Annotated in this window: 8 protein-coding genes and 3 tRNA genes; all 11 read right to left on the bottom strand. The window is 63.4% G+C overall.

The window, feature by feature from the left end:
• Positions 1-82 precede the first annotated feature (82 nt).
• Positions 83-706 (bottom strand): TIGR00730 family Rossman fold protein, encoded by a 624-nt coding sequence (locus H6678_05715; protein ID MCB9473288.1) that lies wholly within the window; start codon positions 704-706, stop codon positions 83-85.
• Between the two features lie 175 nt (positions 707-881).
• Complete coding sequence (locus H6678_05710; protein ID MCB9473287.1) at positions 882-1259, bottom strand: response regulator; 378 nt, start codon at positions 1257-1259, stop codon at positions 882-884.
• Entirely contained in the window at positions 1256-1666 is a 411-nt protein-coding gene (locus H6678_05705; protein ID MCB9473286.1) for a response regulator, read from the bottom strand. Before H6678_05705 ends, H6678_05710 begins: the two co-directional genes overlap by 4 nt.
• A gap of 10 nt (positions 1667-1676) precedes the next feature.
• A complete protein-coding gene (locus H6678_05700; GenBank protein ID MCB9473285.1) occupies positions 1677-4430 on the bottom strand; it encodes a GAF domain-containing protein in 2754 nt (917 codons plus the stop codon).
• Entirely contained in the window at positions 4423-5151 is a 729-nt protein-coding gene (locus H6678_05695) for a hypothetical protein (GenBank protein MCB9473284.1), read from the bottom strand. Before H6678_05695 ends, H6678_05700 begins: the two co-directional genes overlap by 8 nt.
• A 395-nt stretch (positions 5152-5546) precedes the next feature.
• Positions 5547-5617: transfer RNA gene (locus tag H6678_05690), tRNA-Cys, on the bottom strand.
• 26 nt (positions 5618-5643) lie between these two features.
• Positions 5644-5716, bottom strand: a tRNA-Gly gene (locus H6678_05685).
• Between the two features lie 173 nt (positions 5717-5889).
• Positions 5890-5962 (bottom strand) — tRNA-Ala (locus H6678_05680).
• A gap of 110 nt (positions 5963-6072) precedes the next feature.
• Positions 6073-8796 carry a diguanylate cyclase gene (locus tag H6678_05675; protein MCB9473283.1) on the bottom strand — a complete coding sequence of 908 codons (2724 nt, stop codon included), beginning with the start codon at positions 8794-8796 and terminating at the stop codon, positions 6073-6075.
• Between the two features lie 68 nt (positions 8797-8864).
• Positions 8865-10265 carry a sigma-54-dependent Fis family transcriptional regulator gene (locus H6678_05670; protein MCB9473282.1) on the bottom strand — a complete coding sequence of 467 codons (1401 nt, stop codon included), beginning with the start codon at positions 10263-10265 and terminating at the stop codon, positions 8865-8867.
• 10 nt (positions 10266-10275) lie between these two features.
• Positions 10276-13227 carry a PAS domain S-box protein gene (locus tag H6678_05665; protein ID MCB9473281.1) on the bottom strand — a complete coding sequence of 984 codons (2952 nt, stop codon included), beginning with the start codon at positions 13225-13227 and terminating at the stop codon, positions 10276-10278.
• Positions 13228-13265: the final 38 nt, after the last annotated feature.

The raw sequence follows: 13265 nt of genomic DNA, 5'->3' as shown, positions 1-13265 counted from the left end.
ATGTCGCTCATTGGCGGCTAAAAGTCATCGAATCGCCCTGGCGGGCAAGGGGTAAATCCGGGGGCTCCAGGGCAGGAACCATTCAGGCCTTGACCGCACCCCCGTCGGAGACCGGCTCCTTGGCAGCCTGATGTGTGCGGAAGAAATTCACCACGTCTTCGGGGCGGTCGAAGACTTCGAAGAGCGACAGGTCCTCGGGGCTGATCAGGCGATTGGCCAGCATGCGGTCCTTCATCCACTGGATCAGCGGCCCCCAGAAGTCGCTGCTGTAGAAGGCCACCGGCACTTTCTCGATTTTCTGGGTCTGGATCAGTGTCAGCACTTCGAACAGCTCGTCAAGAGTGCCGAAGCCGCCGGGCATCATCACGAAGCCACTGCTGAACTTCACGAACATCACCTTGCGCACGAAGAAGTAGCGGAAATCGACCACCGTGTCCAGGTAGGGATTGGAATGCTGTTCGTGGGGCAGTTCGATGTTGACCCCGATGGACTCGGCCGGACTTTCGAACCCGCCCTTGCTGGCGGCTTCCATGATGCCGGGCCCGCCTCCCGTGATGATGCTGAAGCCCAGTTCGCCCAGGCCGCGCGTGATCTCGGTGGCGTCGCGGTACAGCGGATCCTCGGGGTGGATGCGCGCACTGCCGAAGACCGTGACCGCGCGGTCGATGTGCCAGAGGCTTTCGAAGCCGTCAACGAACTCACTCATGATGCGGAAGATGCGCCAGGTCTCGTTGCCGCGATTGTCCTGGAACAGATTGGAGTTCAACTTCTCGGTATGGTCGTGGATGAGCTTGCCGGTCACGGAAGGTCCTTTCAAATGACAAACGGGCTCGGCAGCCGGCCGTCGCCCGTTGGAAGATGCGGTAAACACGGCGAAGCTCTCAGGGTTCCCTGACCGCCAGGCAACTTTCCACCATGCGCTTGAGATAGCTGAAATCCCAGGGTTTGCGAATGAAATCCGTGGCTCCGGCCACCAGCAGATCGCGCGCCAGTTCATCCTGATCGTAGGCCGTGATGATGATCACGGGTGTACGATTGTCTTCCTGACGCAGGCGACGGATCACTTCCAGCCCGTTGATTCCGGGCATGAACACATCCAGGAACACCAGGTCGGGTTTCCAGTCCAGAGCCTGCGTCAGGCCCTCGGTGCCATCCACGGCGGCACGGCACTCATATCCTTCCGATTCCAGAAAATCAACGAGGGCGGCACGGATGCCTTCCAGATCATCGATCACCAGAATGCGGGGCATTGACTTCATGCGTCTGCATCTCCTGCTGGGTACAACCGGGCAATCACCTCTTTCATGACCTGCATCTTGAAAGGTTTGAAGAGGGTGGCCTCCACCCGGTACGGCTCCAGAATCGGCAGAAAGTCTTCCTTGATCCATCCGCTGATGACGATGATCGCGACCTCCTGATCCTGTCCGCGGATCAGACTGATCAACTCATATCCCGACATCACGGGCATGTTCAGGTCGGTGATCACCAGATGGGGACCGAACTCCCGGAAGATCTCCCAGGCCTCCTGGCCATTGGCGGCCGCCCGAACCTCGGAGAACCCACAGAGCGTCATGTATGCGTCAAGGACTTCGCGCATGTCATCGTCGTCCTCGACCACAAGCACCTTCCTGTCGGATACCGCCAGCTCACCGAAATTCGTACTCATGCCTGTCCGCTCATTGCCCCTTCTCGCCCGAGTTCTCTTCCAGATCATACATCAGCACGTTGGGAATGCCGTATTTCTTGACCCGGACTCTCTTCATGGAATTCAGGCGGTCGAGAATCTGTTTGATCTTCAGTACCTGCTCACTGATCGCCGTGCGGGATTTCAGCGCGGCGTCACTCTCGCTGCCGGGCTGCATTTCCAGCAGGTCGAGGTGCGCAAGAATAACACTCAGCGGGGTGTTGATCTGGTCCGAGACGGTCACGGCCATCTGCTCGACGCCCTTGAGGCGATCGGATTCGAGACGGGCCTGCTCAAGCTTGCGCTGCTCGGTGATGTCCTTGGCCACGCCGATCATGCCGGTGATCTGTCCCTTTTCGCTCCGGATCCACCCCATGCTGAGCTGCACGGGAATCCGGCGTCCCTTCAGGCCCAGCAGTTCGGTCTCGATCAGCACATGCTTGCTGGGGTCGCGCAGGCTGCGCCGCAGCGCCTTGAGAATCGGCTCGGCATCGGGATAGAGCTCAATCGCGAAATGGCCCAGCATCAGCTCTTCGCTGAGTCCCGTGATCCGGCAGGCACCTTCGCTGAACAGGGTGATCCGTCCACGGCGGTCGGCCACCACGATGGCATCACTGGAGGCGCCGATGACCTCCCGCAGGAACAGGCGGCTGGCACGATTCTCCGCCAGCAGCTCACGGCTCTTGAGCGCGGTGGCGGTCTGCAGGATCAGCAGGCGCACGAAGCTCAGGTCCTGCGGCTGGCCGTGATCCAGGTGGCGCCAGTAGAACAGCACCATGCCGTAGACATGTCCCGAATCGCTCACGGGAACAGCCAGCACGCTGATGCCCGCCTGGTTCGCAGGCAAGGGTACCCAGTCGGGCACCGTCTCACCGTCCAGCGAGATCCGGGCGTCTTCCTCCTGGAACAGCACCTGTTCCAGGATCGAATCCACGCGGGTCTCCGGGTCCAGCTCCTCGATCGGACAGTCGAGAGGATGTGCGCTCAGGGGGCGATCCATCAGATGCAGTCGCCCATCCGGGCCCCGCAGCCAGCCGCTGACCGCCAGCGCACCGCTCAGCTCCGGAGCACGGCGCAGCAGCTCGGCGAAGTGTTCCTGGGCACTCTTCACCGGCAGCAGACCGCGCGACAGTTCCAGCAGCCCCGTGAGACGTCGGGTCTCGGCGCGCGTGGAACTGTAGAGGCGTGAATTCTCGATGGCAAGTGCCGCCTGGGTGGCGAAGGTGGTGGCCAGTTTCTGGTCTTCTTCGTCGAACTGGCGCTCGGCGCGCCGGCTGTCGATGGTCAGCACACCCAGCACCTGGTCCTTGACCAGCAAGGGCAGCATGATCCGGCTGCTGAGATCCTCGGGCGAACTGGGCAGGAACTGACGGATCGAATTGCGCCCCGTCAGCAGCAGCGGACGCTGGCGTTTGACCACGATGCCTTCGGCACTCTCGTCCACCGCCACGGCCCCGTCGGGATTCACGCCCGTACCCGGACTCCAGGGCAGCAGCCACTGGCTGTCGGAACTGAGCAGCGTGATGCGTGCCTCGCTGCCTTCCAGCAGGTCCACCACACGATGCAGCACGGCGGCCAGCACTTCGGGCACTTCCAGACTGCTTGAAAGTTCCACGGCCGAATCGAACAGCACCTGGAGGCGATTGGTCATCGCGGTCAGCCGGCTGTGATGCTTCATCCGCCGTTCGATGCTGCGGAAGATCAGCAGGAAGCCCAGAAACTCGCGGTTCTCGGCGATGATCGGTGTCACATTCAGCGAAGAATGCAGCGAGCGCCCCGAGCGATGCCTCAGGGGAACGTCCAGATCGCGGGCCGGTGTCATGTCTTCCAGGCTGTCCTGCAGTGACTCGGCCATGGCCGAGATCTCCATCACGCTTTCCAGCCCCTTGCCCACCAACTCGTCGGAGCCCAGCCCCAGCAGCGAGCGCGAGACCTGCGAGGCCAGCACGATCCGGCGCTGGGGATCCAGCACCAGAATCAGATCATCGCTGGCGTTCATGATGCTCTGGAAGAAGTTCTGCAGTTCGCCCAGCTCGTGCGCCTTGCGCTGGATGCGCTGGCGGAAGTCCTCGGCCAGGCGGGCGTTGCTGATCGCCACCGCGGCCTGGTCGGCCAGCAGCGCCAGCAGTCGCTCGTCCTCGCCATCGAAGTGGTTGGTCTGCCCGTGTGACAGATTGACCACCCCGATCAGCGCGTCACCCAGGATCAGCGGAGCACAGAGCAGGCTGCCCGGGCGGATGCCCGCGGCGGGAAGCGTCTTGAAATGCGGGTCCTGGGTCACATCCGCGCTCAGCCAGCTGCGGCGATTGACGGCCACCCAGCCCGCGATGCCCTCGCCGAGGGGAATCGGCTGGCCGCGCAGATCCACCCGGCCATCGACCATGTCGGCCCCGACGAAGTCCAGGGCTTCGCGCTCGGGATCCAGCATCAGCAGGGAGCAGGCATCGGCGTCAAAGGCGCTGCGCAGGATCACGGGCAGGCGGTTGAAGATGCGGTCGCTGGAATGGCTGCTGGCCAGGAAGGCGGTCACGTCGCGACAGAGCGAGAGCTGGCGGATCTTGAGGCGGCAGGCCGCCATCAGTTCGCCCAGGGCACCCTGCAGTTCCTGCTGCTGGCGCGTGCGGTTGCGAATGTCACGCTCGGCACGCAGCAGCAGACGCTCAAGTTCGGCCTGACCGGGCTCGCTGAGATCCAGGCCACTCAACCAGGCGTCGATCTGCTGGCTCAGGTCGCGGGGTTCAGCCACGGCTCGACTCTCCTGCAGCAAGGGATTGCATCAGCTGGACGGGCAGGTCCAGCAGCCGCCAGATGCCCGGCTCGCATTGCCGGGTGCCCTGCCCCACGCTCACGGCCAGCACCAGTTGCAGCAAGGCCAGATTCACGGCCAGTTCAGGATCGGTTTCCTCCACCGCGTTGCTGTCCAGTCGGGAGAGGATCTCGCTGATCCGGGGAGGCAGGTTGCGCGCGCCACAGCGGTCCAGCAACAGGCGCCCCCAACTGCGCCATTCGGGCAGACGGTTCGGGTGATGGTCGCCACCGGCCAGCAGGGGCACCAGACGACAGAGCACGAGCACACAGTGCAGCAGAGGCTGACTGCCACGGCCGCAGACCGGCAGGATGCGGATCTCGGCCTGAGCCAGTTCGTCTCGCAGTTCTGCTTCCCCGAGGTGGGTCTGACGGCGCGGCAGACTGTGCAGCAGACCGTGCAGGTACTGGCGCGAGAACCGTTCACCCAGCAGGCCCAGAGCCATCGGAAGGCTGATCAGGGGAGTGGCGCTGCGATAGAAACTGGCCGATGCCAACTGCAGCAGCAGACAATGGATCACGGGGCATTCTTCGATGCGCCGGGCCAGAACCGCATCGTCCTGACCACTTTCCAGCGCCTGCTGGAGGGAGGAAAGAGTCTCCGCCGTGATTCCCAGGCGGGCAATTCCTTCCTGCAGCTCCAGTCCCGATTGCAGACTCATCCTGCCATGCCTGCCAGTTGCGCCATCGTGGGAAGAGGTCGTCGGATCCTGACATCAGGACCACCCCGAACCTGATCAATACTATCAGCCGGCTGCAGGCCCAACTTTAGTGCCCAACCGGGTCGAATTGCAGAAAACCGCACCATTGACTGCCAGGGAGTGACAATCACTGCCCGTGAGCATCTCGTGCCAGCTTTGGGGGGGTGTCGCCGTTGGGCGCTCAGCGGATAGGGGTGATCGTCCGGAAAACGGAGACATCTCCGCGGTGTCGACCGGAAGGACACCACCCGCTGCAGGGCCGTTCATTGTAGTCACTGCTGCAAGTCATGTCAACAACCAGCAAGGCATGCGGAAATCGAGCAGGCAGAAAGAAAAATCCCGCCACGAGGGCGGGAAGGCGGCGACCAGAGTCGAACTGGTGATGGAGATTTTGCAGACCTCTGCCTTACCACTTGGCTACGCCGCCAAAAAAAATGTCCGCCGGAGCGGACAAGCGAGAGACGGGGTTCGAACCCGCGACAGCCACATTGGCAACGTGGTACTCTACCAACTGAGTTACTCTCGCAAAGAATCCCGGTCGCTGTCCCGGCGTTGCCGGATCCGCTTCCGAATGGCTCTCGTTGTATCGTCCATTTGACGGCGACTTTGAATCACTCGTCGCGTGGCGTACACAAAAAGCGCCAACAATGTTACCCAAAGAATCAGCAATTGTCAATGACTGCCTCTTTCCCGGGTCAGTGGAGCATAGCGGGATCGAACCGCTGACCTCTTGACTGCCAGTCAAGCGCTCTCCCAGCTGAGCTAATGCCCCGGTGTCAAGCCTGCCGCGCGAACAGGTCCCCGCTGCAGAGCGCCAAATATGATACCGCCAGAGTGAAGATGCAAGCTGCCACCTCCGGGAATTGTGGCCCTTTGCCGGGATCAGCCCGCTTCCCCCTCCTCCGTCTCGTGCATGTCCGTGCCCAGCTCGGTCAGGATCCGGCCGATCTCGCGGCTGGCATCCAGAATCTGCTGCAGGTTTCCGTGGGAATGCTCGTCGCGCAGTTGCAGCAGTTCGCCCCGGCCGGCGATCACCTGCAGATGCTGGGCCACCCGACCATAGATCTGACGGGCCACCTGCATGCGCACCTTGCGGGTTTCCTCGCGCAACAGGCGACTGTCCAGGATGTTCTCCACCTGCACCAGCAGGAATTCATCGTCCACCAGCGGGGTGTGCTGCACGATCACCTTGTGCAGACCCCGTGTGCCTCCGCCGGGATCCTGCAACCAGAAATCGTTGAGCACCACGGTCTCCTGTCCGGCCCGGACCTGCTCGAGGGCGGTCATCAGCCGGGAATCCGCCAGCAGGGGGGCCAGCTGGGCGATGTGCACCGGTTCGCCCTCGGGTCGGCTGACTCCGGCCATTTCCATCGCGAGACGGTTGAGGTGGATCACGTGAAAATCCGAGTCCAGCAGCAACACGCCGTGCATCAGGTTCTCGATGCTGCGGCGATTGAATTCCTCCAGCAGACGCAGGTCACGGGCACCGGAGGCGAATTCGCGGCGCGCCTGCTCGCTGATCCGTTCCACGTCAAGGGTCAGTGTGCTCTCGCGCGGGCTGCCGTCCTGGCGCTCCTTCATGATCCGGATGCGCTTGGAAAATGCCGTGTCCACGCTGGCGCGGATCTCCTCGACCCCGAAAGGCTTGAGGATGTAGTCGTCGGCGCCTTCACGCACCGCGTTGATCGCGTTCTGCATGTGTTCGCGCTCGCTCAGCACGATCACGGGCAGATACGGATCACGCTCCTTGAGTGCGTGCAACAGTTCCATGCCGTCCAGATCCTTCAGTTCCAGGTCCAGGATCACAAGGTCCAGCGGCTGGCGCCGGGCCGCGGCCAGGGCTCTTCCACCACTGTTGCGCAGCAGCGTGTTGTACCCCAGCTCGGTGAAGAGCCGCTCCAGCATCAGTGAATCGGCCGCCGGTCCACCCGCGATCAGGATGTTGAATCCGAAGCGCGCGTTGTCGGCCGCCGGGTCCAGGCGTGTCCGGGTCAGTGAGTCGGCCATGCGGAACAGAAACTCGCTGGAACTGGCCAGTCGGGCGCTGCCATCCTTGCCACGTTTGGGCTCGGCCGGGCTGGGACTGCCCGGGCGCACACCTTCGGGGGAGTACACGCTCACCCGGTTGCGTCCGCGAGCCTTGGAATACAGCAGTGCCGTATCGGCCGCCCGGATGATGTCGGCGGCGCTTTCCCGGCGGCTGCCATGACTTGTGTAACAACCCAGGGAAATGGTCAGCCCACGATCGGGAGGATGAGTGGCCGTACCCTCTCCGGGCAGGGGGATCCGTTGCCCCAGTTCCAGTTCCATCACCGAACTGCGGATTCGCTCCGCCACATAATTGGCGCCGTTCTCGTCCGTGTCGGGCAGCAGGATGCCGAATTCCTCGCCCCCGTAACGCCCCACCACGTCCACCTCGCGCAGGCAGCCGCTGACCACGCGGGCCACCATCTTGAGCACCTCGTCGCCCACCTGGTGGCCGTAGGTGTCGTTGTAGACCTTGAAGTGATCGATGTCGATCATCACCATCGAGAGCGGCATCTCCTGACGCCGGCTGCGGATGATCTCCTCCTCGAAGCGCTGCATCCAGTAGTTGCGGTTGCAGAGGCGGGTCAGCGGATCGGTGAAGGCCAGATCCTTCAGTTCCCAGAACACGCGGCCCTGGTCGATGGCGATGGCCGCTTCCTGGGAGAGCAGCGCCAGCGAGCGCAGGGTTTCCTCGCTGGCCATGCCCGTGTCCACATCCATCAGGTACAGGCGGCCAACGATGCGGTAACCGAAGACCAGCGGCACCACCACTACGTGGGTCGCCAGTTTCTCGACATCCAGCACGCGCAGGGGATGGCCCGGGTCCAGCTGGCCCAGTCTGCTGCAGCTCATCGGTTCGGTATTCACGAAGAAATCATGACCGAAGGACTCGCTCAGGCGCCCGATCAGGCGGTCCAGGACGTCGGCGGGAATGTTGTGTCCGGCGTAGGAGGCATACTGGGCCCCGGTCTGGTCAAAGACCGTCACGAAGGAGCGCGGTGCGCCCGTGATCTCGCGCGCACAGCCCAGCAGCAGCTCGACGATCTTGCTCAGTTCACGCGTCGAGGCGAAGATGCGCGTGAAGGCCAGCGAGCGATCCAGCTCGTTCAGGCGGCGTTCCTTGTCGCCGCCCCGGCGCATCACGTCTATCATCCAGGCGGCCCCGCGCGCGAAACGGATCGCGCTGTCGCGTTGACGCTCGCTCCAGGCGTCGCCTCCGGTGCGGCTGAGGTTTAGGGTGCCGATCGCGGCGCGGTCCTGCATGAGCGGCACGATCAGGGATTCGTGAATGCCCCGGCTGGAGTTGATGGCGTGATCCAGATGCAGGGGGCTGCCCTTGCTGAGCGCCTGGCCGGCCAGACTGCCCGCCAGTGGGTGAGCGGCCCCGTCACGCGCCTGGGGTGGCAGCCCGCGGGAACTGCGCAACTGCAGGTTGAGCCCACCCGGATCCACGAGCATGATCGAGCCCCGGGGAGCGCCCACGATGTCGAGGGCGGTCTCCAGCAGCAGGTCCAGCAGAGAGTCGAAGGACGCGCCCGCGGGGGGCCCGTGCTCCAGTCTCCCGGGATCCTTGCTCATGCCAGGCTCCATGCGGCGCTCCCGAATCGTTGCGTGTCACACCCGATGTATCCGTTTCCCGGTCCCGTCTATTCTTCGGCGTCCAGCCCCTTGCCATCTTCCGAGGACTCGCGCAGCCCCAGCTTGACCATCTTGGAGTACAGGGTTCCGCGGCTGATTTCCAGCATCTTGGCGGTCTGCGACAGATTCCACTTGGTCAGGTTCAGGCAATGGGTGATCAGGGCCCATTCCGCTTCCTGCAGGCTGAGCGAGCGCAGCTTGAGGTTGTGTCCATCCTGCTGGCCCAGATCGCGCATGCTCTCGTGGGACAGGTCGGTCACCGTGATCTGGCGGCCGTCGCAGAACACCACGGCCCGCTCGATGATGTTGCGCAGCTCGCGGATGTTGCCCGGCCAGTCGTAGTTGATCAGGTCGTTCATCGCGGCCTTGGTGATGCCCTCGATCTTCTTGCCCATGTCCTCGCTGAAACGCTCGAGGAAATACTTGATCAGCAGCGGAATGTCTTCCCGGCGCTCGCGCAGGGGCGGGATGTGGATCGGAATCACGTTCAGGCGGTAATACAGATCCTCGCGGAAGCGACGCTCGGTGATCAGGTTGGGAATGTTCTGGTGGGTGGCCGCGATCAGGCGCACGTCCACCTTGATCGTGTCGGTACCGCCCACGCGCTCGAATTCGCGGGTCTGCAGCACACGCACCAGCTTGATCTGGGTGTGCATGGGAATGTCGCCCACTTCGTCCAGGAACAGAGTGCCCGTGTTGGCCAGTTCGAAGCGGCCCTTGCGCTGAGCCTGGGCGTGTGTGAATGCCCCTTTTTCGTGGCCGAAGAGCTCGCTTTCGAGCACGCCTTCGCCGAAGCTGGCGCAACTGGTCTTGATGAAGGGGCGATTGGCCCGGTTGCTGAAATAGTGGATCACGTGGGCCAGCAGTTCCTTGCCCGTTCCCGATTCGCCCGTGATGAAGATGCTGGCATTGGACTTGGCGGCCGTGGCCACCTTGCGGAAGATGTCGATGATCGGTTCGCTGTTGCCGATGATCGCGTCAAAGCCGTACTGGCTGGAGAGCTCCTTCATGAAGAACTCGCCATCGACCATGCTGTGCTTCATCTCGTCCAGACGCTGGATCACCTTCAGCGCTTCATCCGGTTGGAAGGGCTTGAGGATGTAGTCGAAGGCGCCCATGCGCATGGCGCGCACGGCCCCGTCGATGGAGCCGTGTCCGGTGAGCACGATGGTCTTCAGCGAGGGCCAGCGTTCGCTGACGATCTCGAGCAGTTCCATACCGTTCATCCGGGGCATCTTCAGGTCGGTGATCATCAGGTCGAAGGACGGTTCCTTCTCGAGGCGCGCGATCGCCTCCGGTCCGGAGCTGGCCGTGGCCACCTGATAGCGCTCCGCGCGCAGCACGTCGCCCAGGGATTCCAGCATGTTGATTTCGTCGTCAACCAGCAGGATGCGCAACTTCTGTGTCATGAATGTCCTCTCAACAGGGGAGCTCGATGGTCACCTCGGTGCCACGACCGACTTCGCTTTCGATCTTCAGTCCGCCACCACTTCGCTGGATGATGGTATGGGTCAGGGACAGCCCCAGCCCGGTACCCTGTCCCGGATCCTTGGTGGTGAAGAAGGGGTTCAGCACGTTGGGCAGGTCTTCCTTGCGGATACCCACGCCCGTGTCACGGAAATGCAGCAGGATGCGTCCGTTCCCGCTGCGCGTGCGAATCATCAGGGTGCCTCCGTCGGGCATGGCCTGGGTCGCATTGATGATGATGTTCAGCAGGGCCTGTTTCATCTCGTCAAGATTCAGGCCCACGTGCGGCAAGGGTTCCAGCTCGGTCTCGAGCCGGATGTTGTTCACCAGCAGTTCCTTCTTCACCAGATCCAGGGTCTGGTTCAGCAGTTCCACCAGATCCACGGGCTCTTTCTCGTATTTCGAGACACGCGAGAAGGAGAGCAGGTTCTCGATGATCCGGCGGGCCCGTTCGACCTCGCTCTGGATGATGCCCAGATGTTTCTGGAGCTGGGCGTTACCTTCCAGGCGCTCGCCGCGCAGGGTGCTGTTGATGAAGTACAGCGAACTGTTGATGATGCCCAGCGGATTTCGCAGCTCGTGGGCGATGCCCGCCGAGAGCTGGCCCAGCCCGGCCAGTTTCTGACTCTGGTTGAGCGTGAACTCCATCGCCTGCTTCTCGGTGATGTCCCGGTAGAAGCTCTGGATCACGCGCCGGCCCTGGAGTTCGGTCAGCAGGTTGTCGTACTCCACGTAGATCAGCTTGCCATCCTTGCGCAGCAGGGGCACGCCCTCGAAACGGGTCTCGCCACTCTGGCTGATGGAACTGAGCCAGTTGCGCCGGGCGATTTCGCGAAAGTCCGGCGGGCGCAGATCCCAGATGCGCCGACCCACCAGCTCCTCGGGCGAAAAGCCCGTCAGCTCGCAGGCGGCCTGGTTGGCTTCCAGGATCACGGCCTCTTCCAGATCGATCACGAAGACCGCGAAACGCGCCTTGTCGTACAACTGGCGGAACTTCTCCTCCGTGCGGCGCACGTGGCGGTTGAGTTCCAGCTCGGCATAATAGAGGCCCAGACTCTCGAGGGACTGGCAGAGCAGCTCGGTCACGGGTTCGGCCAAGGGGCCGTCGTGGGCCAGGAAGAGCGCGCCCAGGATCACATCGCCCGTGCCACGCACGGCCAGGACGCTGCCCCGCCCCAGCCTGGTCTCCACATTGGCGGCGCTGGTGCCTCCGGCATGTCCCAGCAATTCCAGCAGCGAGGCCAGTGTGCCCTGCCGGTTCTCGTTCGCCAGTTCGGGCCGGGACTGCCAGGGTTCGGGCCGGTCCCAGACCAGGTGACAGCTCTGCCCGGACGCGGAGCCCAGGGCCAACAGGGCCGTGTTGACTCCGGAAAGGGCTCCCGCGGTCTGCACCAGGCGGCTCATGCGTGCGTTCAGCGACTGTTCCACGGCCGTGGAATGGCCCTCGCCGCGCCGCAGCTCCATCAGCAGGTGCGAGGCCTGCTCCAGGCGTTGGCGCTGCTCCTCGATGCTCTCTTCCAGGGGCATTCCGTCGGTGTCGGGCGCCAGTTCCAGCACGCTGAAGTGTCGGTTGCGCTCGCGCAGGCCGCGCGCGAGCATGGGCATGGGGCCACGGGCCGTGAGCAGATTGCCGCGCAGGCGGCCCCCATCCTTGTCGCGGAACTTGAGCACCTCCGACAGGGGCTTGCCCGGACAGTCGGATGCGCCCCGGCCGAAGATCTTCTGCAGGGCCGGACTCATTTCGGCCACACGCTGCTCGCTGTCGAGGTAGAGCAGAGGAACGGCGTGCCCCACGGCCCGGCGACGGTAATACTCGCCACTGCCGCTGAGTGGGCGGATTTCCTGGAGGCTGATGCAGATCGCCTTGCGCCGGTGATGGTCGTCGATGAGGGGCGTCACACGCACCTGCATTTCCCGCTCGACGCCGTTGAGCGAGGCGATGCGTGTACGCCAGACATGGCATTGGGTCAGCGCGGGCAGGCCGTCGAAGATTTCACCAAGTCTGCGGCCCGGCTCCCCGGGGAACAGGTCGGTGAGATGCAGGTCCTCGGGGGAATCGGGGTCCAGCCCCAGAAAGTCCACCGACGCCTCGTTGCCCCAGAGCACGGTGCCGTGATTGGACGCCACCAGCAGACATTCCAGTTCGTGGTTGTCGCCGCGGCTCTCGTCCTCGAGGATCGTTTCGGCCACCAGCAGGCGCTGGCTGCTTTCGCCCCCGGCGCTGCCCAGCAGATTCAGTTCAAGCAGGCGCGGGCGCGGGCAGTGTTTCAACTGCAGGACCAGCGAACTGCCGTCCTTGAAGTCGTGGATGAAGCGCTGGAACTGCTGGGCCGCTTCCGTGTCCAGCTGATCGGCCAGCGGCCCCAGCGGCGCCTGGTCCAGTTCGAAGAGATCGAGGAACGCGCTGTTGACCTGCACCAGCCGTCCTTCGGGATCACAGAAGGCGCAGGCCAGTGGCAGGGCTTCCAGCAGGGTCTCGCGCCCGCCCCCCGGCCCTTCGCGGCGCAGGCGTTCGAGCTGGGCATTCATCACCAGCTGCTGCTCGGCCTTCTGCAGGCTGAGCTTGAGAATCTCGAAGAGGAAGGGCTTGGTGAGATAGTCGATGGCCCCCTTGTGCAGGGCCTGCAGCACGGACTCCATCGAGCCGTAGCCGGTGACCACGATCACCTGCACGCGCGGGTAGTTCTTGCGGATGATGTCGATGACATCCATGCCCGAGATGCCGGGCAGGTTCAGGTCGGTAATGACCAGCTCGACGGGCTGGGAGGCGAGCAGCTGCATGCCCGTGGCGCCATCGGCCGTGGGCAGCACCTCGTAACCTTCCAGCTCGAGGTAGTCGGTGAGAATCTGGAGCGCATCCGCGTCATCATCGATGACCAGGATCCTGCGGATCGGCCTCGCCATCTGTCCCCCTGCAATCCCGGTCCGCCTCTTCGGCGGGT

It is taken from the genome of Candidatus Delongbacteria bacterium, from assembly GCA_020634015.1.
Taxonomy (GTDB): Bacteria; CAIWAD01; CAIWAD01; order CAIWAD01; family CAIWAD01; genus JACKCN01.
The sequence above is the reverse complement of the archived record's forward strand: the minus strand, read 5'-3'. Positions and strand labels throughout refer to the sequence as shown.

Coding starts and splice junctions, on each gene's coding strand:
- H6678_05715 (MCB9473288.1), bottom strand. CDS start 706: ATGAGTGAGTTCGTTGACGGCTTCGAAAGCCTCTGGCACATCGACCGC.
- H6678_05710 (MCB9473287.1), bottom strand. CDS start 1,259: ATGAAGTCAATGCCCCGCATTCTGGTGATCGATGATCTGGAAGGCATC.
- H6678_05705 (MCB9473286.1), bottom strand. CDS start 1,666: ATGAGTACGAATTTCGGTGAGCTGGCGGTATCCGACAGGAAGGTGCTT.
- H6678_05695 (MCB9473284.1), bottom strand. CDS start 5,151: ATGAGTCTGCAATCGGGACTGGAGCTGCAGGAAGGAATTGCCCGCCTG.
- H6678_05675 (MCB9473283.1), bottom strand. CDS start 8,796: ATGAGCAAGGATCCCGGGAGACTGGAGCACGGGCCCCCCGCGGGCGCG.
- H6678_05670 (MCB9473282.1), bottom strand. CDS start 10,265: ATGACACAGAAGTTGCGCATCCTGCTGGTTGACGACGAAATCAACATG.
- H6678_05665 (MCB9473281.1), bottom strand. CDS start 13,227: ATGGCGAGGCCGATCCGCAGGATCCTGGTCATCGATGATGACGCGGAT.